Source organism: Flavimaricola marinus (assembly GCF_900184895.1).
Taxonomy (GTDB): Bacteria; Pseudomonadota; Alphaproteobacteria; order Rhodobacterales; family Rhodobacteraceae; genus Flavimaricola; species Flavimaricola marinus.
In genome coordinates this window covers 286372-312454 of the sequence record NZ_FXZK01000003.1, presented here as the reverse complement: position 1 = coordinate 312454, position 26083 = coordinate 286372, and the positions used below count along the sequence as shown (strand labels likewise).

The 26083-nt window shown below is 62.6% G+C and carries 21 protein-coding genes; 9 read left to right on the top strand and 12 right to left on the bottom strand.

Annotated features, from left to right (window positions below):
- The first annotated feature begins 33 nt into the window (after positions 1 to 33).
- Entirely contained in the window at positions 34 to 747 is a 714-nt protein-coding gene (lexA, locus tag LOM8899_RS10425) for a transcriptional repressor LexA (protein ID WP_093992141.1), read from the top strand.
- Here the strand turns inward: lexA and LOM8899_RS10420 are convergent.
- Entirely contained in the window at positions 741 to 2933 is a 2193-nt protein-coding gene (locus tag LOM8899_RS10420; RefSeq protein ID WP_245820497.1) for a ComEC/Rec2 family competence protein, read from the bottom strand. The two genes, lexA and LOM8899_RS10420, sit on opposite strands and share 7 nt — an antisense overlap.
- On the opposite strand from LOM8899_RS10420, the gene gltX reads away from it, so the two are divergent.
- The 4 genes from gltX to LOM8899_RS10400 all read left to right on the top strand — a co-directional run bounded on the left by gltX (position 2933) and on the right by LOM8899_RS10400 (position 7394).
- On the top strand, positions 2933 to 4336 hold the full coding sequence (gltX, locus tag LOM8899_RS10415) for a glutamate--tRNA ligase (protein WP_093992139.1): 1404 nt from the start codon (positions 2933 to 2935) through the stop codon (positions 4334 to 4336). The genes LOM8899_RS10420 and gltX overlap by 1 nt on opposite strands.
- A gap of 101 nt (positions 4337 to 4437) precedes the next feature.
- Positions 4438 to 5733 carry a citrate synthase gene (locus LOM8899_RS10410; RefSeq protein ID WP_093992138.1) on the top strand — a complete coding sequence of 432 codons (1296 nt, stop codon included), beginning with the start codon at positions 4438 to 4440 and terminating at the stop codon, positions 5731 to 5733.
- 160 nt (positions 5734 to 5893) lie between these two features.
- On the top strand, positions 5894 to 6760 hold the full coding sequence (locus tag LOM8899_RS10405) for a hypothetical protein (RefSeq protein WP_093992137.1): 867 nt from the start codon (positions 5894 to 5896) through the stop codon (positions 6758 to 6760).
- A 115-nt stretch (positions 6761 to 6875) separates the two neighbouring features.
- Positions 6876 to 7394 carry a GNAT family N-acetyltransferase gene (locus LOM8899_RS10400; protein ID WP_093992136.1) on the top strand — a complete coding sequence of 173 codons (519 nt, stop codon included), beginning with the start codon at positions 6876 to 6878 and terminating at the stop codon, positions 7392 to 7394.
- Between the two features lie 24 nt (positions 7395 to 7418).
- Here LOM8899_RS10400 and LOM8899_RS10395 read toward each other — a convergent pair whose 3' ends face one another.
- From LOM8899_RS10395 to LOM8899_RS10345, 11 genes are all read right to left on the bottom strand, one after another.
- On the bottom strand, positions 7419 to 8984 hold the full coding sequence (locus tag LOM8899_RS10395) for a hypothetical protein (protein ID WP_093992135.1): 1566 nt from the start codon (positions 8982 to 8984) through the stop codon (positions 7419 to 7421).
- Positions 8985 to 9426: 442 nt separating this feature from the next.
- Positions 9427 to 10203: an enoyl-CoA hydratase-related protein gene (locus tag LOM8899_RS10390; RefSeq protein WP_093992134.1), complete on the bottom strand. Its 777-nt coding sequence runs from the start codon at positions 10201 to 10203 to the stop codon at positions 9427 to 9429.
- Between the two features lie 71 nt (positions 10204 to 10274).
- Positions 10275 to 10736, bottom strand: coding sequence for a cytochrome c-type biogenesis protein (locus tag LOM8899_RS10385; protein ID WP_093992133.1), 462 nt, complete (start codon positions 10734 to 10736; stop codon positions 10275 to 10277).
- Entirely contained in the window at positions 10733 to 12700 is a 1968-nt protein-coding gene (locus LOM8899_RS10380) for a heme lyase CcmF/NrfE family subunit (RefSeq protein WP_093992132.1), read from the bottom strand. The genes LOM8899_RS10385 and LOM8899_RS10380 overlap by 4 nt, the downstream gene beginning before the upstream one ends.
- Positions 12701 to 12777: 77 nt before the next feature.
- Positions 12778 to 13359: a holin family protein gene (locus LOM8899_RS10375; protein WP_211096185.1), complete on the bottom strand. Its 582-nt coding sequence runs from the start codon at positions 13357 to 13359 to the stop codon at positions 12778 to 12780.
- Entirely contained in the window at positions 13350 to 13961 is a 612-nt protein-coding gene (locus LOM8899_RS10370; protein WP_093992131.1) for a holin-associated N-acetylmuramidase, read from the bottom strand. The genes LOM8899_RS10375 and LOM8899_RS10370 overlap by 10 nt, the downstream gene beginning before the upstream one ends.
- 49 nt (positions 13962 to 14010) lie before the next feature.
- Positions 14011 to 14490 (bottom strand): cytochrome c maturation protein CcmE, encoded by a 480-nt coding sequence (ccmE, locus tag LOM8899_RS10365; protein ID WP_093992130.1) that lies wholly within the window; start codon positions 14488 to 14490, stop codon positions 14011 to 14013.
- Positions 14487 to 15515 carry an N-acetyl-gamma-glutamyl-phosphate reductase gene (gene argC, locus LOM8899_RS10360; RefSeq protein WP_093992129.1) on the bottom strand — a complete coding sequence of 343 codons (1029 nt, stop codon included), beginning with the start codon at positions 15513 to 15515 and terminating at the stop codon, positions 14487 to 14489. Before argC ends, ccmE begins: the two co-directional genes overlap by 4 nt.
- Before the next feature lie 57 nt (positions 15516 to 15572).
- Complete coding sequence (locus LOM8899_RS10355) at positions 15573 to 16385, bottom strand: glutamate racemase (protein ID WP_093992286.1); 813 nt, start codon at positions 16383 to 16385, stop codon at positions 15573 to 15575.
- A gap of 21 nt (positions 16386 to 16406) precedes the next feature.
- Positions 16407 to 17288, bottom strand: coding sequence for a lysophospholipid acyltransferase family protein (locus LOM8899_RS10350; protein WP_093992128.1), 882 nt, complete (start codon positions 17286 to 17288; stop codon positions 16407 to 16409).
- Positions 17289 to 17381: 93 nt separating this feature from the next.
- Positions 17382 to 20777: an indolepyruvate ferredoxin oxidoreductase family protein gene (locus LOM8899_RS10345; protein WP_093992127.1), complete on the bottom strand. Its 3396-nt coding sequence runs from the start codon at positions 20775 to 20777 to the stop codon at positions 17382 to 17384.
- A gap of 158 nt (positions 20778 to 20935) precedes the next feature.
- Here LOM8899_RS10345 and LOM8899_RS10340 point away from each other — a divergent pair, with 158 nt between their 5' ends.
- The 4 genes from LOM8899_RS10340 to purL all read left to right on the top strand — a co-directional run bounded on the left by LOM8899_RS10340 (position 20936) and on the right by purL (position 26000).
- Positions 20936 to 21841 carry a LysR family transcriptional regulator gene (locus LOM8899_RS10340; protein WP_093992126.1) on the top strand — a complete coding sequence of 302 codons (906 nt, stop codon included), beginning with the start codon at positions 20936 to 20938 and terminating at the stop codon, positions 21839 to 21841.
- Positions 21842 to 22114: 273 nt separating this feature from the next.
- Entirely contained in the window at positions 22115 to 23482 is a 1368-nt protein-coding gene (locus LOM8899_RS10335) for an ATP-binding protein (protein WP_168770522.1), read from the top strand.
- A 29-nt stretch (positions 23483 to 23511) separates the two neighbouring features.
- Positions 23512 to 23727 carry a DUF6552 family protein gene (locus tag LOM8899_RS10330; RefSeq protein ID WP_093992124.1) on the top strand — a complete coding sequence of 72 codons (216 nt, stop codon included), beginning with the start codon at positions 23512 to 23514 and terminating at the stop codon, positions 23725 to 23727.
- A gap of 110 nt (positions 23728 to 23837) precedes the next feature.
- The gene (purL, locus tag LOM8899_RS10325; RefSeq protein ID WP_093992123.1) at positions 23838 to 26000 is read left to right on the top strand and encodes a phosphoribosylformylglycinamidine synthase subunit PurL; all 2163 of its coding nucleotides are present in this window, start codon (positions 23838 to 23840) and stop codon (positions 25998 to 26000) included.
- Positions 26001 to 26083: the final 83 nt, after the last annotated feature.

Here is a 26083-nt window from a genome sequence, read left to right as displayed (position 1 = left end):
CAATGGGAAAACTTGCACCATTGAGAGGCGCCAATGCTGACAAAGAAACAGCTCGATCTTCTGGAGTTCATCCACAAACGCGTGCAGCGCGACGGGGTGCCACCGTCGTTTGACGAAATGAAAGAAGCGCTCGACCTGCGGTCCAAATCCGGGATTCACAGGTTGATCACCGCTTTGGAGGAACGCGGCTTCATCCGGCGGCTCGCACATCGGGCCCGGGCGCTCGAGATCGTGAAGCTGCCCGATGCCATGATCACCAAGGATCGTGCAAAGGAGAAATCGTCGAATTTTTCACCTCGTGTGATCGAAGGCGACAAGCCAACTGCGCCCAAACCACGCGGTGCAATGAACGTAGAATCGCTCGGCGCAGTGGAATTGCCCGTCATGGGTCGTATCGCTGCCGGTGTTCCGATCGAAGCGATTTCCGAGGTGTCGCATAATGTGGCCGTGCCGCAATCCATGCTCGGATCGGGTGAGCACTACGCGTTGGAGGTGAATGGCGATTCAATGATCGACGCGGGCATCAACGATGGCGACGTCGTGGTGATCCGGGAGACCTCGACCGCCGAGACCGGCGATATCGTGGTCGCTCTGGTCCACGAACAGGAAGCCACGCTGAAACGGTTCCGCCGCCAGAACGGCATGATCGCACTTGAAGCCGCGAACCCCGCCTACGAGACACGGGTTTACCGTGACGATCAGGTGCGCGTGCAGGGCAAATTGGTGGGCCTTATCCGCACTTACTGAGTTTCAGGGGCTTCGGGGGCTAGGATGTCCCCGAACAGCCAGCCCAGAACACCGGGACTGTCGCTGGCCCCGTGCCACAATCGCGCGCCGGAGGCGTCTCTGACCGTCGTGATCCGCAGCGCCCCGTCCTGAACGCTGGCGGACAGTGCGCCCGTGTCGCGCAGTCGGATCATGTCATAAACATCGCAAGGCAGGTCCTGCTCCACCGCGACATTCGAGATCAGAACATCCGCACCGCCACACCCGCCCAACGCAGCCAGTGCCGTTTTCCCCGACACCTGCACGACCTGCACCCCTCCGAGTGCCAGCCGCGTTACTCTGCCCTCGCGATCCAACCCCGCGATAGAGGACGCGCGCTCTTGCGAGATCATCACCCCGTCATTTTCCAGCCAGTTTTCGGCGGCGAAGCTATCGCCCCGCGCTTTGGACAGCACCCGTCCCTCGGCCGTCATCAGCCCGACCAAGGCCCCCGAGTCCGCGATCAGCAGCGCCGGACGCTCTGCCCCAATCCACAGCCATAGCGCCACGGCGACGGGCACCAGCCCAGCCAGCCGTGACCATCCCTGCCACAGCACGATGAACAGCAGCCCCAGCGTCATAAGCGGCAAGACCGCATCGGGCGGCTTGGGCACGGCAGACATTGCGCCGTCGGTGCTTGCCACTTGATCGGCCACGAACAGAATCCACCGCGAGCCATAGTCGATCATCCACAAGGCAGGCTGCTCCAAACCAATCGGGCCCAAAACGGCCAAAATGACCCCACCGGGCATCACCAGCGACCCCATGGGCGGCACAGCAAGGAGGTTGGCGATCAGCCCGTAATGCGCGATCCGGTTGAAATGGGCCGCCGCATAGGGGGCCGTTGCCGTTCCCGCCACAAGCGATGAGAATAGCAGCATTAGGACGGGCAGGCTCGCTCGCTTCCACAATGGCCGATCTCCCGACGGGTGCGGCATCCTGCTGAACGCAAAGATCAGTGCGACGACCGCCGCAAAAGACATTTGAAATCCGGGATTTGTCAGGCTTTCGGGCCGAAAGCCCAACACGATCAGCGCCGCAATGGCGACCGACCTGAGGGTCAGCGCCTGTCTGTCCAGAAGCACCGCCACCAACATCACCGCGACCATAACAAAGGCCCGCTCGGTCGGCACATCACGCCCGGCAAGCGCGAGGTAAAACGCGGCCGCCGGCAGCGCGACCAGCGCCGCGATTTTCTTGGCCGAGAACCGCAACGCGAGTGGCGGGATCAGGGCTACCCCGGTGCGTACCACTGCAAAGACGAACGCGGCAAGCATCCCCATATGCATCCCGCTGATCGAGACGAGGTGATAGAGGTTCGACGCTCGCATATTGTCATTGGCCTCTTGGCTCAATCCTGACCTGTCGCCCGTCATCACCGCCGCCGCATAGCCGCCCGCGTCGCCGTCCACCCGCTCCTGCAAGGCGCGGGATAGGACCGTGCGCATACGGTCCACCGCCAGTCCCGCCCTGCCCTCCGAGGCTGGCGCCAGCGCAAGAACCGGATTGCGGGTATAGCCGACCCCGCCCAAGCCACTGAACCACGCCATCCGCCGGAAATCGAAATCGCCCGGCTCCACCGGACCGTTCGGCGGCGACAGATGCCCCGTGGTCATTACGCGCAATCCCGGCACCGGGTTGATCCAGCCTTGATCGCCATGAAGCGAGACTCGGACCCGTGCGGGCGTTCTCTCCGGAGACATCCGGTCAAGCCGGACCTGATCCAACGTCAAACGGATCGCGTCGGAGGAGGAGCGGTCAATCTCGACAATGCGACCCTCGATCGGACCGTAGTATCGAAACCCGAGGATCGGCGCGGCGACTGCGTGGCTTCTCGCCGCCGTCAGCCCGAAGCCTGCGCAGGTCAGCACCACGGCCACGGCAACCGGCCCGAGCACAGCGCCCAAAGGCCGGATCGAGGCCAGTGCTGCGGCCGCAATCACGGCAATGACCGCAAAGTCCAGCGCGACGGGCTCCACCGGCAGGGCAAAGTAGGCTCCGATGCCGAGCCCAAGAAAGACAGGCACCCAGCCAAACAGGTGTCCCCGTTGGTTCAGGCTCGTCTCTATGAAAAGAGCCGTCAGCCGCACTTGTCCTATGACCCGCCCTTGAGTATCCCAACGGCTGAAGCCTAGCCCGAGCTTGGTGAACGAAAGGTTAATTTCCAATGTCCTCCTCCCCCGTCGTCACCCGCTTTGCCCCGTCGCCCACCGGGGCCCTGCACATCGGAGGCGCGCGGACCGCGCTGTTCAACTGGTTGTTTGCACGGGCAAACGGCGGCACGTTCATGCTCCGGATCGAAGACACCGACAAGGCGCGCTCGACGCCGGAAAACACCGCCGCGATCCTCGATGGCCTGTCGTGGCTTGGGCTGGATTGGGACGGCGAGCCACTGAGCCAAGCGTCGCGGGCCGAGCGGCACGCCGAGGTCGCCCACCAGATGCTGGCGGCGGGAAAGGCCTATAAGTGCTTTTCGACCCAAGAGGAAATCGAGGCGTTCCGCGAAACGGCCCGGGCCGAAAACCGCTCGACGCTGTTCCGCTCGCCCTGGCGGGACGTGGACGAGTCCGATCACCCCGACGCGCCCTACGTGATCCGGATCAAGGCACCGCAGGACGGCACCACCACGATCGACGATGCGGTTCAGGGCAGCGTGACGCTTGGGAACGATCAGCTCGACGACATGATCCTTCTGCGTTCGGACGGCACCCCGGTCTATATGCTGGCGGTCGTCGTCGACGATCACGACATGGGCGTCACCCACGTGATCCGGGGCGACGATCATCTGACCAACGCCTTCCGTCAGGGAATGATCTACAAGGCGATGGGGTGGGATGTTCCGGTCATGGCCCATATCCCTTTGATTTTCGGGCCAGACGGCAAGAAGCTATCAAAGCGGCACGGCGCGACCGGCGCCGCTGAATACAGGGCAATGGGCTACCCCGCTGCGGGCATGCGCAACTATCTCACGCGGCTTGGCTGGAGCCACGGAGACGACGAGTTTTTTACCGACGCTCAGGCGCGGGAATGGTTCAATCTCGACGGAATCGGCAAGTCGCCCGCGCGGTTCGATACCAAGAAGCTGGAGAACCTCTGCGGCCAGCACATCGCCATCGCGGAGGATGCTGCGCTGCTGCATGAAATTCAGGCATATCTGGCGGCGACCGGTGCGCCTGCCTTGACCGCGGAACAGGCCGACGGGCTGGAGCGCGCCATGTACTGCCTGAAGGAGCGGGCAAAGACTCTGCCGGAACTGCTTGAAAAAGCACACTTTGTTCTGACGTCGCGCCCGATCGAGATGGACGAGAAATCCGCTTCGCAACTGACCGATGTATCCCGTGGTATACTGAGCGAATTGACGCCGCAGTTGCAAAGTGCTAGCTGGAACCGCGACACATTGGAAGAGACCGTGAAGGCGATCGCCGCAAATCACGGGCTTGGTTTGGGCAAGCTGGCGGGGCCACTCCGCGCCGTACTTGCAGGACGATCCGTCTCTCCCAGCGTATTCGATATGATGCTTGTCCTGGGCAGGGATGAAACCCTGGCCCGGATGCAAGCTTCGGACGGCTGAAAACGGTTTCGTCACTTTTGTGGCGTACCGAAGGCCGACGACGACAGGCAACCCCCGTCGCAGGCCCATGCCGCGACGGACCTCAGAAGGGGAAGTATTCCATGGCCGACACCACTCGTACCGCGACCTTGACCATTGATGGGGTGACTACCGAACTTCCCATCCATTCCCCAACCAACGGGCCAGACGTGATCGACATCCGCAAGCTCTATGCGCAAGCAGATGTGTTCACCTACGATCCCGGCTTCACGTCGACAGCCGCCTGCGACAGCACCATCACCTTCATCGATGGCGAAAAGGGCGAGCTGCTGCACCGGGGCTACCCCATCGACCAGCTGGCCTCGCAATCGCACTACCTCGAAGTGTGCTACCTGCTTCTCTATGGCGAGCTGCCCTCGGCAACCCAGTTGGAGGAATTCGAAACCCTCGTGACCCGTCACACGATGATCCACGAGCAGATGCACAACTTCTTCCGTGGCTTCCGGCGCGATGCACACCCGATGGCCACAATGGTCGGCGTGGTCGGTGCGATGTCGGCGTTCTACCACGACTCCACGGACATCAACGATGATCACCAGCGCGAAGTCGCCTCGATCCGGCTTATCGCCAAGATGCCGACCATTGCGGCGATGGCGTATAAATACTCGATCGGTCAGCCGTTCGTGTATCCGCGCAACGATCTCGACTATGCGTCCAACTTCCTGAACATGTGCTTCTCCGTCCCGGCAGAGGAATATCAGGCCAATCCGATCCTCAGCCGCGCGATGGACCGGATCTTTACGCTGCATGCCGATCACGAGCAGAACGCCTCGACCTCGACGGTGCGTCTGGCCTCGTCGTCGGGTGCCAACCCGTTCGCCTGTATCGCCGCCGGTATCGCCTGTCTCTGGGGGCCCGCACATGGCGGCGCCAACCAAGCCTGTCTCGAGATGCTCAAGGAAATCGGCACGGTCGACCGCATCCCCGAATTCATTGCCCGCGCCAAGGACAAGAACGACAGCTATCGCCTGATGGGCTTTGGCCACCGGGTCTACAAGAACTTCGATCCACGCGCCAAGGTGATGAAGCAGAGCGCCGACGAGGTGCTCGAATTGCTCGGCGTGGACAACAACCCGATCCTGCAGGTCGCAAAGGAGCTTGAGCGTCAGGCGCTCGAAGATCCGTATTTCGCCGAGAAGAAGCTGTTCCCGAACGTCGATTTCTACTCGGGCATCATCCTCGAAGCGATGGGCTTCCCGACCTCGATGTTCACCCCGATCTTTGCGCTGGCTCGGACCGTGGGCTGGATTTCCCAGTGGAAAGAACAGCTTGCCGATCCACAGCTCAAGATCGGTCGCCCCCGCCAGCTCTATCTTGGCGAAACGCGGCGCGACTACGTCGATATCGAAAACCGCTGAACAAGAGGGCCGCACCAGAAAATGGTGCGGCCCTTTTCGATCGCGACGGCCTTAAGACGAAATCAACACGTTTGCCCCATCCATTCCACAATTGAGCCAAGATCAGTTCCTATCCCGATGGTTCAAGTCTCAGACACAGTGGCACAAGGATTAGGCAGACATGAGCACCATGACCTTCACGATCGAAGGCGACGTCAACGTTGAGGTGACGATCACCGAAGTTGACGGCGGCAACCTTCAGTTCGATGTGACCGTCCTCGACGGAACCTACACAGGCGACTTGCAGGGGCTGTTCTTCGACCTTGCGGACGACAGCTTGGCTGATGGCCTCTCCGTCGTGGGCACGGACGCCACCGACTCGCAGTTCGAAGCGAATGACGTCACCAACCTGGGCCAAGGCGTAAACATCAACGGTGAAGTGCTCAACGAGTACGGCGAATTCGATGCCGGCGTGCAGATCGGCACGCAGGGCATTTCCAAGGACGACATCCAGACCACGACCTTCGTGATCAGCCACGACACAGAGGCCCTGACGCTGGCCGATGTGGCGCTGCAGGATTTCGCCGTGCGGCTGACCTCCGTCGGGGAAGTCGACGGAGCACGCAACGACTCGCTCAAGCTCGGCGGCACGGCCCCCGACGTGGAAGAGCCCCCTGCCCCGGAAAACGTCGCCGTGCTCGATACGCTGACAGTCGGCAACCTCGACAACTTCGACGACGGTGGCGATTTGCTGGACGGTGGCGCGGATACGATCCTGTTCAACGACACCACCGGCACCGATCCCTACCTCTCTGACGTTGCCGCCGTGAATGGCGACGCCGCCAACATCGGCGCCGTGGTCACCGGCAGCAATGGTGGCCTCATGGTCATCGACGCCGACGGCACGGTGAATTTCTCGGCCAACGGCGAGTTTGGCTATCTCGGCCTGCGCGACAGCGCGACGACCGAATTCAGCTATGCCATCGACGGTGGCGCAGAGGCCTTGGTGATCGTCACGGTGACCGGCTACAACGACGTCGGCGGCTGATACAGCTCTCCGGTCCGGACGGCGTTGCCCGCTGTCCGGACCACACAAGCCCCTAGACAAGCGGCCTCCGCTGTCCGACACCGCCCAGAGCGCAACGAAAAATGCGAGGGGGGCAATGGCACAAAGCCCGACAAAAATTCTGAAGACACCGCGTCTGACGCTGCGAGCGCCCGCCGCTTCGGATCTGGACGATCTCTTCACGATCTACAGCAACCCGGACGCCATGCGCTATTGGTCCTGCGCGCCCTACGCCTCCGCCAGCGCCTTCCAAGCCTATCTCGACCGGATGCTTGTCTCGGCGGCGACACCGCCCGTGACTTATTTCGTTCTGGAGAAGGATGGAAAAGCCATTGGAACCGCGGGGCACTACCAAGAGAACGAAGTCGGGTTCATCCTGCACCCGGACTTTTGGCGACAAGGGCTCGTTTCCGAGGCGATGGGCGCCATCATCCCCTACCTCTGGTCCGTCCTCGACGTGGAGGCGCTTACGGCAGATGTCGACCCACGCAATGACGCGTCGACAGGCCTTTTGAAATCGCTGGGGTTCCAGGTCTCGGGCACGGCGGAAAACACCTACTGCATCGAGGGCGTCTGGTCACACAGCGTCTATCTCACTCTGCCGCGCCCGACCTAGCCGGGCGCGGCAAGGGATTGACTCTTACCAGAACCACCACCAACAATCATCATCATCGTCGTCGTCAGACGTGTCGGTCCAGCAATCCTCGAGATCGTCCTCCGGCTCGTCATCAACAGGGGCGCAGCCGTCTGGGTTCGTCTCGAGAGTGACGTTGTCGATGTAGAAGCGCTCATCGGACGCGCTGGCATCGTTGTCGAACCGGAACTGAACAGACTGATCGGCCGTATCCAGCACGCCGCCGTTATAGGTCAGCGTGGTGCTGTCCTCGCCAAAGGTCTGGCCGGTCAGCGATCCGGTGAAGGTGTTCGTGTGCTCGTCCACCACGAACTCGTCCAGCAGAACCCAACCTTCGCCATCGATGTTGACCTCGACCTTGAACGAGTCGCCATAGCAGCCGTCGGCCTCGAACTTGTCGGCGTTGTCGGCGCGGATATCAAAGGCGAACTCGACAGGTTCATCGGTGCTGACCTGCTCGAAGAGCAGTTTGCCGTCGTTGCAGCCATCGGTGTAAAGCTGATCATACTTCACGTCCCAACCGTCATCCGATTTGATCGCGGCGCTGTCGTCTGGATCGCAGATGTCGTCGAAGTCTTCGTCGATCAACACTTCGCTCGGCGCCGGGTCGCACAGATCCAGAGGCAGACAAGCGTCGCCCTCGGCCTGAATCGTCACGTTGTCGATATAGAACTGCTCGTCGGAGCTTGTCGCGTCGTTGTCAAAACGGAACTGAACGCTGTCGCCCGCACCATCGACGTCATAGGTCAGCGATGTGCTGTCCTCGCCAAAGGTCTGGCCGGTCAGGGACCCGGTGAAGGTGTTCGTGTGCTCGTCCACCACGAACTCGTCCAGCAGAACCCAGCCCTGCCCGTCGATGTTCACTTCGACCCGGAAGGTATCGCCATAGCAGCCACCGTCCTCGAAGGCGTGGGCATTCTCGGCGCGGATATCGAAGCTGAACGCGACGGCTTTGTCCGTCTCGACCTTTGCAAAGACCAGTTTGCCGTCATTGTAGCCATCGGTATAGAGCTGGTCGTTCTTCACGTCCCACCGATCGTCCGAGACGATGGCCGCACTGTCGTCGGGATCGTGGATATCGTCGAAGTCCTCTTCGAGCAGCGTCTCCGGCGCGCCACCCACGGTCAAGACCTTGCCAGCATCGGTATCGGAATCGACCACAAGCGCGATGTTGTCCAGATCGAGATCGTCGATGGTCAGCGGCGTGCCGTCGGTCGCTGTGATGTTGAAGCCGACATCGTTGAACTCGCCCTCGGTCGATCCGGGGACGGAGCCGAACTGCACGCCCACGTCATAGGCTTGCGGCACCGAGGCGCCATTGCTGAGCGTGGTCGTCGAGTCGATGACATTCTCAAAACCGGTCACCTGTGCCGTGTCCACGAACGGATAAACCGAAAGGCTTTCAACGCTGGACGTGGTGTTCAGATCAAAGAATATCCCATCGATATCTACCGCGTCAGCACCTTCGGGCTGATCGAGCAGAAACAGAAGCGATCCGGCGTCTTCATAGATATTGAGGGTCACTTCGGGGTCGCACCCCAAAATGATCGTCGCCGCTGGCGTATTTGACATGGTTACTCTCCCACAAGCGTAAAAACCTGCGAGATCAGTTCACTCACCCGGCCATCCGGGCAAGGCTCTTGCCACAATATAGCCCAAATACAACCTAAACGTGTGTCATTGGTTCCAGTTTGGAAATGATGCCTTAGAGAGCGCAGGATTGTCACCTGACATCGCGGGCTCTCACCGATGTGATTCTGTGAATATTTTGTGAAACGGCCGGGCAAACTGCGGTCAATTCTCCTGACTTCATCGGTGCCGATCACGCACGCTACCAGCTAGCCCGCTGAAATCGCCCGATTAACCAGCTTCGGCAAATTGCGGAGCCGCAAAGATTGAGACGCGGGCATAAGCCGCCGCGCCAATTGCGGCAGGATTGCGTCCGACATTCAGACACGGCCTCGCTCCCGGCAGCCCTTGAATATTCGCAGCAGCGCACCAAGGGCGGCTATGCCTAGCGCCCCTCGTAGCGGGCCGGCCGCTTTTCAAGGAAGGCCACCACGCCCTCGCGGAAATCGCGGGTCTGACCGCATTTGCCCTGCAGCCGGGATTCCAGCATCAACTGCTCGTCCAGGCTGTTCTCGAACGACGCCCGGATTGCCGTCTTGAGATGACGGTAGGCTTCGGTAGGGCCAGCGGCCAGATGGGCCGCCCGATCGCGCCAATGGCTGTCAAAGACATCCGCCCCGACCGTCTCGTAGATCATCCCCCAATCGGCCGCTTGGCGGGCGCTGACCTTGTCGGCAAAGAGTGCCGCGCCCATCGCGCGGGCAGCCCCCATCTGACGCGGCAGCCAATAGGTGCCACCGGCATCCGGGATCAGGCCGATACGCGTAAAGGCTTGCACGAAATAGGCGGCATCCGAGGCGATCACCACGTCGGCCGCAAGCGCGAGATTGGCCCCCGCCCCGGCAGCCGCCCCGTTGACGGCGCTGATCGTCGGCACCCGGCAGTCGAAGATCGCCTTCAGCATCGGTACATATTCGTCGCGGAGCGTCCGCTCCAGATCGAGGTTCGCGGCATTGCCACCGTCGCCCAGATCCTGGCCAGAGCAGAACGACCGCCCGGCACCCGTCATCACGATCACGCGGGCCTCCTGCTCGGACGCCTTGACCGCGTGGGTGATCTCGGCCCGCATCTGGGTGTTGAGCGCATTCATCACGTCGGGCCGGTTCAGCGTGATCACCGCGATGTCGTTTTCGATGTCCAGAGTAATCGCCTGATACTGCATTTGGGTGCCTTTCGAGCCGCTGTTACCCGCAATCTAGGGATTGATGCGGCGGAGGAAAGCGCAACCAGACGTCAGGATCGCATTATCTCGTCCAGCCGCGCCTTTTCGGCGTCGCTCAACGCCTCTTCCTTGGCCGGTTGGCGGCGCCGGATCGTCGTCCAGCCGATGCCCAGACCGATCAGCAGCAAGGCCGGCGCGGCCAGCCACAGCACCAGATTGGCACCAGAGGCATCGGGCCGAAGCAGGACAAACTCGCCGTAGCGCGAGACAACGAAATCGACGACCTCCTGGTCGGTGTCGCCCGCCACGAGCCTTTCCCGGACCAACAGGCGCAGGTCGGCGCTCAATGTAGCGTTGCTTTCGTCGATGCTCTCGTTACGGCAGACCGGGCAGCGCAATCCTGCGCTGATCTCGCGGGCACGGGCCTCCAGCGCCGGATCGTCGAGCATCTCGCCCGGCTGCACGGCCCAGGCGGCGCCGGACAGAAACAGCGCCACGGCGACAGCCGCACATCTCTGCAACACGGCACTCATTCCGCAGGCACCGCATCGGGCCGGCGTGCGCCCGCGGCGACGCGCAGCCGCCGATCCGACAACGAAATCAGCCCACCGAGGGCCATGAACATGGCTCCTCCCCAGATCCAGTTGGCGAACGGCTTGATATAGGTTCGCACCGCATAACCGCCGCCGACCTGTGGATCTCCGATCACCAGATAGAGGTCGCGCAGGATCCCGTTGGAAATCGCCGCCTCCGTGGTCGGCATCGAGGCGACAGGATAGAAGCGCTTCTCCGGCGTCAGCACGACGACCTCGCGGTCGCCTTTCCAGACGGCCATCGTCGCCAGGGTGGTCACATAGTTCGGGCCCTGTGCCTGCTCGATCTGGCGCAACTCGACTTCGAATTGGCCCACGGCCCAACGATCCCCGATCTCGGCCACGCGGATGTCTTCGATCTGCCACGCGGTAATCGCCGCGACGCCAAAGATCGTCACGCCGAGGCCCGCATGAGCTACAGTCTTGCCCCAATCAGCGCGAGGCAGCCTGCGCAGCCGGGCAAGGCGCTTGCCAAACCCTTCCCGCCCGGTGCGCTGCCAGACGTCGGTGACTGCGCCAAGGACAACCCAAGCGCCCAAGGCGACGCCCACCGGCCCGACGGCCGAATTGCCGGACTGGATCGCATAGGCCAAGGCGGCAAGCGCCACGGACACCAGCAAGACGCCTCGCAGCGGGCGCGCCACGCGGCTCAGGCTGCCGCGCTTCCACGCCAGCATCGAGCCCAGAGGCAAGGCAATCGCGATCGCGATAAAGAACGGCGTAAAGGCGGCATCAAAGAACGGCGCACCGACACTCAGCGTGCGCCCCACGATCATCTCGGCAAACAGCGGCCATATCGTTCCGATAAAGACCACGAAGGCAGAGACGGCGAGCAGGATGTTGTTGAGCACGATCCCGCTCTCGCGGCTCACGGTCGAAAACACGCCCTTTGCCTCCATCTCGCCCGCCCGCGCGGCATAGAGGGTCAGCGCCCCACCGAGGAAGATGCCGAGGATGATCAGCAGATAGACGCCCCGCTCGGGGTCATTGGCAAAGGCGTGAACACTCGTCAGCACGCCAGAGCGGACAATAAACGCCCCCAGAAGCGAAAAGCCAAAGGCCAGAATGGCCAGCAGGATCGTCCAGGATTTCAGCGCCTCGCGCTTTTCGACCACCACCGCCGAGTGCAACAGGGCGGCGGCCAGAAGCCACGGCATGAACGACGCGTTCTCGACCGGGTCCCAGAACCAGAATCCGCCCCAGCCCAATTCGTAGTAGGCCCACCAGGAACCGAGCGCGATCCCGATGGTCAGGAACAGCCACGCGGCCAAGGTCCACGGGCGGACCCACCGGCCCCATGCGGCATCGACTTTGCCTTCGATCAGCGCCGCCACGGCAAAGCTGAACGACATGCTCAGGCCCACGTATCCGAGGTAGAGAAACGGCGGGTGAAACGCCAAGCCGGGGTCTTGCAACAGCGGATTGAGATCCTGGCCATCAAATGGCGGCGTCTCAAGGCGGAGGAACGGGTTCGAGGTGAACAGGATAAAGGCATAGAACGCCACCGTCACCGCCGACTGAACCGCCAGCACACGGGCGCGCAGCGGGGCCGGCAAATAGCCGCCAAACCATGCCGCGCAGGCGCCGAACAGCGTCAGGATCAGGATCCACAAGAGCATGGAACCCTCGTGATTGCCCCAGACACCGCTGATCTTGTAGATCAACGGCTTGGCCGAATGGGAATTGAGATAGACGAGCCGCAGAGAGAAATCCGAGGTCACAAAAGCCCAGGTCAGGGCCGCGAAGGCAAAGCTGACGAGGATGAATTGCGAGGTCGCCGCAGGCTCCGCAAAGGCCATCCAGCCTCGCCAGCCCTTATGGGCGCCCACCATCGGGACGATCATTTGCAGGATGCCGATGGCAAAGGCCAGAATCAGCGCGAAATGTCCAAGCTCTGTAATCATATCGCACTTATAGTGCGGCAAACCGCGCGGGCCAATGAAACCCGCGCGGTCACGTTGTCACATTCACGAGGGGCCGATCAGGCCGCCTGCGCCCGCCATGCGACCAGCGCCGGATTGTCGGTCGGCATGATCGCCTGAGCGGTGGCCTGCGCATCCGGGGCCGCGTCCGCGACCTGCGGCGTCACAGGGCCATCCTGCAACGCGGCAAGCCCCGCCAGATCGGCCTGAACCTGTGGCACGCGGGCCAAGGTATCGGCGATCGACGCTTGAAATTGCTGGCCCTGGGTCTGATAGCGAGCCCCGAAATAGAAGCTCACAATCGCCCCCATCAGCCACCACAGCGGCTCCGGCACCAGCGCGATGCCCACCATGCGCTCGGCAAACCAGACAGGATTGACCATCGCCGATCCGATCAGACCAAGTGTCCCCAGCGCCATCATGGGTCGCGGCAAGCGGTTCAGACCGTTGATAAACCGGTCATACCAGCCGATTTGCGGTTGCGCGAATTCCGCAGCCAGCTGACCAAGGGCGCCGGCCTGAAGGGTCGTCGCACGCTGGTCGGCCCGCTCGGCATTCACGCGAAACACCTCGGCCGTCTCGGTAATCACATTGCGACCGTTCCCGAACAGGAACCCAAAGACGTTGCCGATCATGCCCATGCCGCTGTCCTTTGTCGATGCTGCGCCTCCGTCAGGTGATAACGGGGCGAGATGAACTCCTCGGCGCGGGTGATCCAGCCACCCTTCCCGCCGTCGCGGCGGCGGGCATACTTGCGGCTGCTCGGGCGGGCATCTGCGAGACCGTAGTAATAATTGCGTCGCGCAATCCCGTAGGCATCCACGAAATGCTCCGGCGCGCTCGTCATCGCCTGCCGGACCGCGCCGACGGTCTGAGGACCGATCAGCCCGTCGACCGAACATTCGATGCGCATATCACGCACCAGCCGTTGCAGAATACGGACCGCATTCGACCCTGCGTTGACATACATGTCAAAGACGCTCGGCTGGAGCGAGTCCGGCAAAGCGGCAATGCGCGGGCGCTCGAAATAGTGGGTGATGAAGATTTGCACCGCCTGCTCACGCGACAACGCTCGCACATCGGCGGTCGTGATCTGGCCGTCGCGGTTCAGGTCCAGCCCCAGACGGCGCATGGTGTGGATCGTCACACCGTAATTCGTGGCCCCGCCCGGATCGTCGGGGTCATTCACATAGCCGCCCTCGCGGGCGACAATCTCTGTGGCAATCTCTCTTACAGTCTGCATCGGCCTCGGCCCCCATGAAACTCAGGAGGCCAAGGGTCAGGCAAAAACCTTAATTCGTGACAGCACCACCGTTCGCGGCGGCGTCCGGCTCGACATAGACGCCCTGATCCTTCAGCGCATCAATGACCTCGGCGGGCATGTAAGTCTCGTCATGTTTGGCAAGGATTTCAACGGCCTCAAAGGTGCCGTTGATGTAATTTCCTTGACCGACCATGCCTTGGCCCTCCTCGAAGAGGTCAGGCAGAATACCGGTGTAGGTCACCGGGATCGACGCGCCGCCATCGGTCACGCGAAAGCTGACGGTCTCACCCTGACCGCGCACCAAAGAGCCCTCTTCGACCAGCCCACCGATGCGAAATCGCTCGTTCGGCGAGGGCGGCTCTTCGGCCACCTGTGAGGGCGAGCGAAAGAAGTTGATCCCGTCCTGCATCGCATAGCCGATGATCGCGGTCGAAACGGCCAGCGCAGCAAAAGCCAGCACGATCACTTGGATTCGGCGGCGCTTCTTGAGGCTCTTGAAGCCGCTCATGGGAACACAGGAGCCAACATCAGGCCCTCCGTTTCTGGCAGGCCCAGCATCAGGTTGGCGTTTTGCACCGCCTGCCCCGAGGAGCCTTTGTTGAGGTTATCCAGCGTCGACACGACCAAGGCCCGCCCCGGCACGCGGTCGCCCGTCACGCCGATATGACAAAAGTTCGATCCCGCAACCGCGCCGGTGCCCGGCATCTGCCCAAACGGCAGCACCACGATAAATGGCTCATCGGCATAGCGGGCACTCAGCGCGGCATGGATCGCCTCAGCATCGCCCTTGAGGTAGCACGACGCCAAAATCCCCCGGCTCATCGGCACAAGGTGCGGGGTGAACATGATCTCGACCTTGCGGCCCGCGATGGCGCTGAATTCCTGATCGAATTCGCCCAGATGGCGGTGCTTGCCGCCTTGGGAATAGCCCAGAACATCGGTTGCCCGCTCGGTGAACAGCATGTTCTCCTTGAGCGACCTGCCCGCGCCCGAGATCCCGTTCTTGAGATCACAAATGATGTTGTCGAGATCGATCAGCTCGGCCTCGATCAAGGGGCGCAGGGCAAACTGCACCGTCGCCGCATTGCAGCCAGTGCCGGCGACCAGACGTGCGCCCTTGATCTCGTCGCGGTAGAACTCGGTCAGGCCGTAAACCGCCGTCTTCTGCAACTCGACCGCCACATGCGGCGCACCATACCACTTCTCGTATTCCGCCGGATCGCGAAGGCGGAAATCGGCGCCCAGATCGACGACCTTCACCGTCTCGGGCAGATCACGCACCAGCGCCTGGCTCAGTCCGTGGGGCAAGGCGGCAAAGGCCAGATCGATTGTCCCGAAATCAATCTCTTCGATGGTCTGCAGCACCGGCAGGTCCAGATGGCGCAACTGCGGATAGACCGACGCCATCGCCTGCCCCGCTTTGCGATCGGCCGAAAGGGCAGCGATCCGCAGACCGGGATGGGTGGCAATGATCCGCACCAGCTCCGCGCCGGTATAGCCGGACGCGCCAAGGATCGCGACGTTGTAGGTCATGGTAGTCTCCTGTCAGGAGGTATGTAGGAAGCGCACCGCTTTGGTGCAATGTATCACTCAGGCTGCCTGGAACGCGATCTTTCGTCGCAGAAAGCGGGTGGCCTGATTGGAAACCTTGGAAGGGTCGCCCGTCGTCAGGAACAGGCTCTCGGTGCCGGCCCCAGCCATTTCAGGGCGGCGGCTGAGGTAATCGGCAAGGCTCTCGGCCACGAGGTTGGGCTGGCTCAGCACCCGCACGTTGGGGCCCAAGGCGTCCTGAAACACCTCCTCCATCAGCGGATAATGGGTGCAGCCCAGAACGGCGGCGTCCGGTTCCGGCATCTTGCGCAAGAGCGCGTCGACATGGCTGCGAACGAGCGCCTCGGCGAGGATCATGTCGCCTTCCTCGATCGCATCGACGACACCGCCGCAGGCCTGCGCCTCGACATCGACACCGATGGCGCGGAACGCCAACTCGCGCTGAAAGGCCCGGCTGCGGACCGTGGCGGGGGTCGCAAACAGAGCTGCATGCTTCACGGCCACCTCGCGCGGCGGAGAGTTGTCGCCCCACTGCCGCTCCGTCAGCGCCTCGATCAGCGGCACGAACACGCCCAAGACGCGCTTGTCACGGGGCACCCAGCCCTCCTGCATCCGGCGCAGGGCGGCCGCAGAGGCGGTGTTACAGGCCAGCAGAACGAGGTCGCAGCCCGCATCGAACAGGCGCTGCGTGCCCGCAACGGTCAGATCATAGATGTCGTCCGCGGTGCGCACACCATACGGCGTGTTGGCGTTGTCGCCGAAATAGACCAACGGCAGGTCCGGCAGCTTGCGCGTCACCGCGTCCAGCACCGTCAATCCGCCCAATCCGCTGTCAAAGATGCCCACTGCCATGATCGCGCCCCTCAGGGCCATTCAATGGGCCCGGTATTTTGCTTCGAACTCGTGCCCCAGCCGGTCTGATCTGACCGGGGTTGGGGATAGGTCATACGTCGATTTGCGGAGGAAATCCATCATCGCTTTGGGGTCGGAGCGATGTTGTTGCAGGGCCAGCGGCGAGACGGGTTCTCCCACCACGACGCGCACGTCCGTGCCGACGCGGCATTTGAACTCTCGGATCAACATGCCAAGGCGCAGGGTCGAATGAATATGGCTCGCCAGTTGGAACAATCGGCTGTTCGATCCCTCGAAGAACACCGGCACCACTGTTGCGCCGGACCGGGCGATCATCTTGGCGGTAAAGCTGCGCCACTGCGGGTCCATCGGTCTGCCGAACAGGCCCGCCGAGGTGCTGACCGTGCCACCCGGAAACACCCCGACCGCGCCGCCCTGAGCGAGATAGCGCAGCGCCTCGGCGCGGGTCTCAAGGTTGATGCGGGCCGCCTCTTTCGTCTCGTCGAAGTTGATCGGCAGGATCACCTTCGCCAGATCGGGCGACCTGCAAAACACATCATTGGCCAAGATACGGAAATCGCCACCGCGCCGGTCCGACAGGATGCGGCCCATCATCAGGCCGTCCAGAATGCCGTAAGGATGGTTCGACACCAGAACCAGCGGCCCCTCCGTAGGGATCGACTCCAGCGATCCGCCCGCAAGCGCGAGGTTCAGGCCGTAGCGTTCGCAGATCACATCCCAGAACAGGCGGCCCGAAGCGACCTCGGCGTCATAGCCGCGCGCCTTGCGGATCAGGGTCAACCGGCCCGTCGCGTTCTCCAAGGCCCGGACAAGGACTCTGCCCCCGCGCGACGCCGCACTGTTGGCATAGGTGATATCCCGGGCGATATGTTTGGTGACCATGTTGGGTCAAATCCCGATGTTCCGTGCAAGGCAGCTAATCTGCCCCCGGCAGAATAGCTATCCCGGATGACGAAATGATGACGACAAGGCCGATTACTCCGCCGCACGTTGAAGCGGGCTCTGCCGGATCGCGGCCCAGCACTCCTCGCGGCGCTTCTCGGCCTTGGCCGCGTTGGCCATCTTGACCGGGCCAAAGCCCCTGATGTCGAGCGGCAACCGGGCCAAGGCAACGGCGGCGTCACTCACGACCTGCACCACCAGCTTTTCCATATCGGCCTCGTATTGCGCGATCAAAGCGCGCTCCATCCGACGCTCCGCAGTGCGGCCAAACGGATCAAACGGCGTGCCGCGCAAGACTTTGGCGCGCGCCAGCCACGGATAGGCCCGCTCGATCCACCCCGTAAAGCCGCGCTTGATCGGGCGGCCGTCGCGGCCTTCCTTGGCGAACAACGGCGGGGCCAGATGATAGGTCAGCCGCAGGTCGCCCTCGAACGCCGCCTCCGCCTGAGCGCGGCTTTGGCGCAGCAATCGCGACACTTCATATTCATCCTTGTAGGACAACAGCTTATGATAGCCTTCTGCCACGGCTTCGCGCAACCGGGGATCGGTAAATCGTGCCACCATCTCACGATAACGACGGGCCAGCCGCTTGCCCTGATTGGCCGCCAAATGCTCCGCACGGAAATCAATTTTTTCCTGCAACGTCATTGGCTTATCTAGCACTTTTGAACCGACCACCTTTGCCGCCTCGGCTGGTTGCTCGATTGCCCAGCGGCCCAGCTCGAAGGCGCGTTGGTTCTGCGCGACGGCGGCGCCGTTCAGCGCAATCGCCTCCAGGATCGCCTCGCGTCCGATGGGGATCAACCCACGCTGCCAAGACGCGCCCAGCACCATCGAGTTGGCATAGATCGTGTCGCCCAACAGCGCCTCGGCCAAGGCGGTGGCGTCAAAGAAATCCACCCGTTCGCGCAGGCGCGCCTCCAATGCGACGATCAGCTGATCGTCCGGTATCCGAAACTCGGTATCGCGTGTGAACGCCCCGGTCACGGTCACATGGTTGTTGACGACCGCCCCTGTGCGCCCGGTCGCCATGAGGCCCACCGTCTTGGCCCCGGCACTGGTGACAAGATCACAGCCCAGCACCGCGTCGGCCTCTCCGGTTGCGACGCGAACCGCTTGAATATCTTCGGGTTTCTCGGCCACACGACAGTGAATATGCACCGAGCCGCCCTTCTGCGCGAGGCCCGAGATCTCCATCATCGACGCACCCTTGCCGTCCAGATAGGCGGCCATCGCCAGCGTCGCCCCGACCGTCACGACACCCGTCCCGCCGACGCCGGTGATGACCATGTTCCACGTCCCACTGATCTTGGGCAAAGCAGGCTCGGGCACCTCGGGCAGCTCGAAATCGGCAGCCGCGCGCTTGCGCGGGGTGCCGCCCTCGACCGTCACGAACGACGGGCAAAAGCCTTTGATGCAAGAGAAATCCTTGTTGCAGTTCGATTGATCGATCGCCCGCTTGCGGCCCAACTCGGTCTCGACCGGCTGGATCGCCACGCAATTGGATTGCACCCCGCAATCGCCGCAGCCCTCGCACACGTCGGTGTTGATGAAAACCCGCTTGTCGGGGTCCGGGAATTTGCCGCGCTTGCGACGGCGACGCTTCTCCGCGGCACAGGTCTGCACGTAAACAATGGCCGACACACCTTTGATTTTACTCAATCTATCCTGAACCTCCGGCATCCGATCCCGCTCGTAGATCGTGATCCCCTTGGGAAAGATGCTCAGGTCAATATCTTCGGCCGGATCATGCACCATGGCGACATGCGCGACGCCCATCGCCAGCAATTCGCGGCAAATCTGATCCGGCCCCAGACCGCCGTCGTTGCCCTGCCCACCGGTCAGGGCAACCGCGTCGTTGAACAGGATCTTGTAGGTGATCGTCGTGCCCGCCATCACGGCGGACCTGATCGCCATCATACCCGAGTGATTATAGGTGCCGTCGCCGATATTCTGAAACACATGCTCGCGTTTTGAGAACGGTGCCTCACCGACCCAGTTCGCCCCCTCGGCGCCCATATGGGTCCAGCCAGACGTGTTGCGATCCATCCAAAGCACCAGCGTATGACAGCCGATCCCCGCCCCGGCGCGGGCACCGTCAGGAACCTTGGTCGAGGTGTTGTGCGGGCAACCGGCGCAGAAATAGGGCAAACGGCTGGCCAGTTCCGGCGCGTTGTCGGCGCGGCGGGCGTCCTTGATGCGGGCCAGGGCCTCGGGCAGCGCGGCGCCACCACGGCCCTCTTGCATCAGGATCTCGCCCAGCTTTTCGGCGATCGCCACGGGCTCCAGCGACATTTCCTCGTGAAACAGCACCGGCGCACCGATGCCGCCGCGCCTGCCGCCCATGACGCGGGTCTGGCGGCGCTCGTCGAATAGCGCCTCTTTGATCTGGGGCTCGATCAGCTTGCGCTTTTCCTCCACGACGACGATCAGATCGAGGCCCTCGGCCCACTCCAGCAGGCTCAACGCGTCCAGCGGCCAGGTCTGGCCGATCTTGTAAGTGGTGATCCCCGCCCGCTCCGCGCTCGGCCCGTCCAGACCCAGCAATTGCAGGGCATGGACCAGATCGAGCCAGTTCTTGCCGGCCGCGACAAAGCCGATCCTCGCCCCCGGCTTACCCCAGACCCGACGATCGATGCCGTTGGCGCGGGCAAAGGCCTGCGCGGCCTGACGCTTGAAATTGACCAGACGGTGTTCTTGGGCAACCCAATGATCGCCGAGCCGGATGTTCAGCCCGTCGTCAGGCAGGGCGAAATCTGGCGTCACGAACTGCATCCGCTCGGGCCGGGCATCGACGACGGACGTGACCTCGACAGTATCCTTGATCAACTTCAGCCCCGCCCAAACGCCTGCAAAGCGGCTGAGCGCCAGACCATAGAGGCCGAAATCGAGGATCTCCTGCACTCCGGCAGGCGAAATCACCGGGATTTGGGCATCGACGCAAGCAAAGTCCGATTGATGGCAGGTCGTCGAGCTTTCGCCGGTATGGTCGTCGCCGAGGGCCATCAACACGCCGCCATGCGGCGAGGTTCCGGCCAGATTGGCATGACGCATCGCATCGCCCGACCGGTCGACGCCGGGGCCCTTGCCATACCAAAGGCCGAATACGCCGTCGAAACGGCCTTCGCCGCGCAGTTCGGCCTGTTGGGCGCCCCAAAGATGGGTGGCTGCCAGATCTTCGTTCAGGCCGGGCATGAACGTGACGTCATGGGCCGCCAAAGGCTTCGCCGCCCGCTGCATCTGCATATCGACGGCACCAAGGGGCGATCCGCGATACCCGGTCACCAGACCAGCCGTGTTCAAACCGGCAGCAGCATCCCTGCTTTTCTGCATCATCATTAGGCGCACAAGGGCCTGAGTGCCGTTCAGCAGCACTGGCGATTTGGCCAAATCGTATTTGTCGTGTAGACTCACCGCTCGACGGCTCACCGCTGACCTCCATTGGATTTCATCGGACTAAACAGGACAACGTCGCCGGGTGCACCCCAAAGAACGAAAAGAACGCAGAATCATCATTTGTCTTTCAGCTAAAGTGGCGGTTAAGAGGACAATGATACGAGTAGGACGGGTAAACCAAAGGTAACGTGATGGATTGGGACAAGCTAAGGATTTTTCACGCTGTGGCAGACGCCGGCAGCCTGACGCACGCAGGGGATAGCCTCCACCTGTCGCAATCGGCTGTCTCACGGCAAATTCGCGGGCTTGAGGAATCGCTCAACACCACCCTGTTCCACCGGCACGCGCGCGGCCTGATCCTCACGGAACAAGGCGAATTGCTGTTCGATGCCACGCGGGCCATGAACAAACGGCTCGAAGCGGCCGCAGCCCGGATTCGCGACAGCGAAGAGGAAGCCTTCGGCGAATTGCGCGTCACCACCACGATCGGCTTCGGCACGCTCTGGCTCGCCCCGCGCCTGCCAAAGCTCTACGAGAAATATCCCGAGCTCAAGATCGACCTGATGCTCGAAGAGCGGGTGCTCGATCTGCCGATGCGCGAGGCCGACGTGGCGATCCGGATGAAGGAGCCGTCACAGTCGGACCTGATCCGCAAACGGCTGATGTCGCTTCGGATGCGGCTCTACGCGTCGGAGAACTACATCAAGCAAGCCGGCGAGATGAAGACCATCGAGGATATCGGCAGCCACCGGCTGATCTCGCTCAGCCCGGCATCGCCACAGGTCGAGGCCAGCCGGGCGCTGGTCGGCCACCTGCTCACCCACGATGTGCCCAGCCTGCTGACCGTGAACAACTACTTCGGCGTGCTGCAAGCGGTGCTCAACGATCTGGGGGTCGGCGTGCTGCCCGACTATCTGGTCGAGGATTTCCCCTCGCTGGTGCGGGTGCTGCCCGATTTCGAATCCTCCGAAGTGCCGGTGTTTCTCGCCTATCCAGAGGAGTTGCGGCAGTCCAAGCGGATCATGGTCTTCCGGGATTTCGTTCAGGACGAGATCATCGCCCACCGCCGCCGGATCAGAGACGCCGCAGCAGCCTGACATCGAAGGACGGCCCCGCCATGCGCTGTGCGCATAGCGGCTTTGCTATTCCATTCACATGTTAAGTCTTGATCGTTCACAAACTGCTGCCTATTTGATCAATCGAAGCAGATGCTGCAGCAATGCTCATCATCTTCAACCTCCCTGTTGGACTTCGCCGGGCCTTTGTGCCCGGCTTTTTTCTGGCCAGTGCCATCCTGTCGGCTTATCAAATTGGTAATGCCGCCACCGGATCCGCCCTTAATGCATTTCCCGACATCGAAGCTTCGCGACGTGTACTTGCTTGCAAACAGGCGAGGCAACGACGCACCGGATCTGGAAGCGCGAGATTATGTCGACCGGTTCGAGAGCCTCCAGCGCAGAGAGGTGATCGCCCGAATCGCGGGACTTGGCATTCCGGCCCTGTTGATCTGGGTGCTGCTGTCCAAACCCGCCCCTTTCATGGCGCTCATCGTCTATTGCACGACGCTGCTGATCACGCGGCGCAAACTGGCGCAGCTCAAGCAGACCTGGTCGGATCGCATCTATCGGCACGTCATTCTGGGACAGACCCTGTTGTCGGTGCTGGTCTCGGCGGTGATCCTCTGGTTTCTGGTGCAACACGAACAGGTGTTGATGCTGTCGGGCGCTGCCCTCATGGTCGGCAAGCTGATTCACGGCATGACCGCCACGCCCCGAGGGTCGCAGCTTCAGCGCATCAACAATCTCCTCAATACCCTCACCCTGATCGCAATCGGATTGCTTCAGCTCGATGCAGAGGCCCCGCTTGTCCAAAACGGCATGATCCTGACGATCACCATCGCTCTGGTCAGCTACTTCCACGCCACCGCTCTTGATGCGATGAGCGACCGCGACAAGATGCGCGGGGTTCTCAAGGCTGGGCTCAGCGCCAAGGGGCACGATGCGGTCGGCCGGCTCGCCGGAGGGTTTGCCCACGATTTCAACAATCTGCTGACCACGCTTCTCGGCAATCTCGATCTCTACAGCAATGCACGCAGCAAGACCGAAGAGAAAGCCGCCATTGCCGCCGCCCGGCAAGCCGCCGAACGCGGGGCGCAACTCGTGGCGCAACTGCTCAGCGTGTCCGGCAAGGCGCGGATGCAGCCCGACCACCTCGATCTCGGCGAATACCTGGCCGATCTACGGCTGGTCACGGCGCGATTGTTTGGCCCGGAGGTCGCATTCCACTACGAGGTCCAGCCCGATCTGCCCCCTGTGATCGCCGACCGCAACCAGTTGAACGCAGCACTGATCCAATTGCTGATCAACGCCCGCGACGCGATGCCGAACGGCGGGCTGGTCATGCTCGACGCGGCCATAGCCAAGCAACCCAGGCGCCCATCCATGCTGGAAACCGGACCGCCATCCGGCAATTTCGTGCGCCTCGACATTTACGACGAAGGCACCGGGATCGCCGCAGCCGACCTGCCCCGCGTCACCGAGCCGTTCTTTACGACGCGCAAATTCGGCGAAGCCACCGGGCTGGGCCTCTCCGTCGCAAAGGGCTTTGCCGAACAGTCCGGAGGCAGCCTCGACATCCAAAGCGAAATCGGCAAGGGCACCCGGGTCCGACTTTACCTCCCCGCCGCCGAGCAAAGCGCCAGAGACGCCGCGCTTGGTAAACCACCTGTTTCTTGCTAGCACCGCTGGACCCAACCGGAGAAAAGCGGATGCAGCGCGTCGATGTCGTGAAATGGATCGCAACCGCGGTGCAGCTAGTGGGATATGGGCTGACAGGACTCAACATCGTTCCGTGGAACGTTTTTGCCTTTATCGTCGGAATCACATTGTGGTTCGTCGTCGGTGTCATGTGGAAAGACCGGGCCATTATGGTCGTCCACGTGGGCGCCTTTGTCGCGATCTCGACCGGCTACCTCAATTCGTGATCCAGATTTCCGCATCCGGCGGCCACCCGTGGCACCGGCCAAACACACGCCCCCTTTCCCCCAAGGCAGACCTGCCATAAGAACGCAGCAAATCGCGCGGGGGCTTTGCCATGACAACCGAAACTAAAATCGACGACGCTCTGATCGCAGCCCACGGGCTCTCGGGTGACGAATACGCCAAGATCATCCAGCTCTTGAACCGGGCGCCCAATTTCACCGAGCTGGGGATCTTCTCCGCGATGTGGAACGAGCACTGCTCCTACAAGTCCTCCAAGAAATGGCTGCGCACCCTGCCCACCACCGGGCCACAGGTGATCTGCGGGCCCGGCGAAAACGCAGGCGTCGTCGATATCGGTGACGGTCAGGCCATCGTGTTCAAGATGGAAAGCCACAACCATCCCTCCTACATCGAACCCTACCAAGGCGCGGCCACCGGCGTGGGCGGCATCCTGCGCGACGTCTTCACCATGGGCGCGCGGCCCATCGCGGCAATGAACGCCCTCAGCTTCGGCGAACCGAGCCACCCGAAAACCAAGCAACTGGTCTCCGGCGTGGTGGCAGGCGTCGGCGGATACGGCAACTGCTTCGGCGTGCCGACCGTGGGCGGCGAAGTCCGCTTTGACAAATCCTACAACGGCAATTGCCTCGTGAATGCCTTTGCAGCCGGGCTAGCTGACGCGGACAAGATCTTCTACTCGGCGGCCTCCGGCGTCGGCATGCCCGTCGTCTATCTCGGGGCCAAGACCGGGCGCGACGGTGTCGGCGGCGCCACCATGGCCTCCGCCGAATTCGACGACACGATCGAAGAAAAGCGGCCCACCGTGCAGGTCGGCGACCCCTTCACCGAAAAGCGGCTGATGGAAGCCACGCTCGAACTGATGGCCACCGGCGCGGTGATTTCCATTCAGGATATGGGAGCCGCCGGGCTCACCTGCTCTGCCGTGGAGATGGGCGACAAGGGTGGGCTCGGCATCAAGCTCAATCTCGAAGACGTGCCGCAGCGCGAAGCAAACATGACCGCCTACGAGATGATGCTCTCCGAGAGCCAGGAGCGGATGCTCATGGTGCTCAAGCCAGAACTCGAAGCCGAAGCCCGTGCGGTCTTCGAGAAATGGGATCTCGATTTCGCCATCGTGGGCGAGACGATCTCCGAAGACCGGTTCCTCATCGTCCACAACGACGAGGTCAAAGCCGACCTGCCGCTGTCGACCCTGGCCTCCTCCGCCCCCGAATACGACCGGCCCTGGGATCCGACGCCCGCCGCAGCCCCGCTCAGCGACGTGCCCGCCATCGACCCGATCGACGGTCTCAAGGCGCTGATCGGCAGCCCCAACTACGCCTGCAAGGCCTGGGTCTACGAGCAATACGACACTCAGGTCATGGCCGACACCCTGCGCACCCCCGGTCACGGCTCCGGCATCGTGCGGATCCACGGCACCAACAAGGCCGTCGCCTTCACCAGCGACGTCACGCCCCGCTACGTCAAGGCCAACCCCGTCGAGGGCGGCAAACAAGCGGTCGCCGAAGCCTACCGGAACCTGACGGCGCAAGGGGCCAAGCCGCTCGCCACCACCGACAATCTCAATTTCGGCAATCCCGAAAAGCCCGAGATCATGGGGCAGTTCGTCGGCGCGCTGCAAGGGATCGGCGAAGCGGTGGCGGCACTCGACATGCCCATCGTCTCCGGGAACGTCTCGCTCTACAACGAAACCGACGGGACCGGCATCCTGCCCACCCCCACCATCGGCGCGGTCGGGCTGTTCACCGACCTTGGCCAGATCATCGCGGGCCCCGCCCAGGACGGCGACACCCTGATCCTGATCGGCGAGAGCCACGGCCACCTCGGGCAATCCGCCCTGTTGACCGAAGCCTTCAACCGCATCGAAGGCGACGCCCCGCCCGTCAATCTGGCCACCGAGGCCAAGCACGGCGACTTCATCCGCGCCCAGCACGCGAACATCCGGGCCTGCACCGATCTCGGCGACGGCGGCCTCGCCCTCGCGGCCTTCGAGCTGGCCCACGCCGCCAACACCGGCGCCACCATCAGCACCAGCGACATCGGCACCCTCTTCGGCGAGGATCAGGCCCGCTACCTCATCGCCTGCGCACCGGATGCCGCCCAGGCCCTGCTCGACGCGGCCAAGGCAGACAAAGTCCCTGCCCAGTCCATCGGGCAGATCGGCGGCACCACGCTCGGGTTCGGCGACAGCTCGGGCGATATGCGCGACCTGCAGACGCTCTACACCACAGCCTTCGCCACAGCCGTCGGCTGACCGCACACCGGTTGCTTCTTTTGGCTCCAAATACGGCCGCCGGAGGCTCCGCCATTGCCACGGGCGGCGGCATTACCGCTTGA

Coding starts and splice junctions, on each gene's coding strand:
- lexA (WP_093992141.1), top strand. CDS start 34: ATGCTGACAAAGAAACAGCTCGATCTTCTGGAGTTCATCCACAAACGC.
- gltX (WP_093992139.1), top strand. CDS start 2,933: ATGTCCTCCTCCCCCGTCGTCACCCGCTTTGCCCCGTCGCCCACCGGG.
- LOM8899_RS10410 (WP_093992138.1), top strand. CDS start 4,438: ATGGCCGACACCACTCGTACCGCGACCTTGACCATTGATGGGGTGACT.
- LOM8899_RS10405 (WP_093992137.1), top strand. CDS start 5,894: ATGAGCACCATGACCTTCACGATCGAAGGCGACGTCAACGTTGAGGTG.
- LOM8899_RS10400 (WP_093992136.1), top strand. CDS start 6,876: ATGGCACAAAGCCCGACAAAAATTCTGAAGACACCGCGTCTGACGCTG.
- LOM8899_RS10395 (WP_093992135.1), bottom strand. CDS start 8,984: ATGTCAAATACGCCAGCGGCGACGATCATTTTGGGGTGCGACCCCGAA.
- LOM8899_RS10390 (WP_093992134.1), bottom strand. CDS start 10,203: ATGCAGTATCAGGCGATTACTCTGGACATCGAAAACGACATCGCGGTG.
- LOM8899_RS10385 (WP_093992133.1), bottom strand. CDS start 10,736: ATGAGTGCCGTGTTGCAGAGATGTGCGGCTGTCGCCGTGGCGCTGTTT.
- LOM8899_RS10380 (WP_093992132.1), bottom strand. CDS start 12,700: ATGATTACAGAGCTTGGACATTTCGCGCTGATTCTGGCCTTTGCCATC.
- LOM8899_RS10375 (WP_211096185.1), bottom strand. CDS start 13,359: ATGGGCATGATCGGCAACGTCTTTGGGTTCCTGTTCGGGAACGGTCGC.
- LOM8899_RS10370 (WP_093992131.1), bottom strand. CDS start 13,961: ATGCAGACTGTAAGAGAGATTGCCACAGAGATTGTCGCCCGCGAGGGC.
- ccmE (WP_093992130.1), bottom strand. CDS start 14,490: ATGAGCGGCTTCAAGAGCCTCAAGAAGCGCCGCCGAATCCAAGTGATC.
- argC (WP_093992129.1), bottom strand. CDS start 15,515: ATGACCTACAACGTCGCGATCCTTGGCGCGTCCGGCTATACCGGCGCG.
- LOM8899_RS10355 (WP_093992286.1), bottom strand. CDS start 16,385: ATGGCAGTGGGCATCTTTGACAGCGGATTGGGCGGATTGACGGTGCTG.
- LOM8899_RS10350 (WP_093992128.1), bottom strand. CDS start 17,288: ATGGTCACCAAACATATCGCCCGGGATATCACCTATGCCAACAGTGCG.
- LOM8899_RS10340 (WP_093992126.1), top strand. CDS start 20,936: ATGGATTGGGACAAGCTAAGGATTTTTCACGCTGTGGCAGACGCCGGC.
- LOM8899_RS10330 (WP_093992124.1), top strand. CDS start 23,512: ATGCAGCGCGTCGATGTCGTGAAATGGATCGCAACCGCGGTGCAGCTA.
- purL (WP_093992123.1), top strand. CDS start 23,838: ATGACAACCGAAACTAAAATCGACGACGCTCTGATCGCAGCCCACGGG.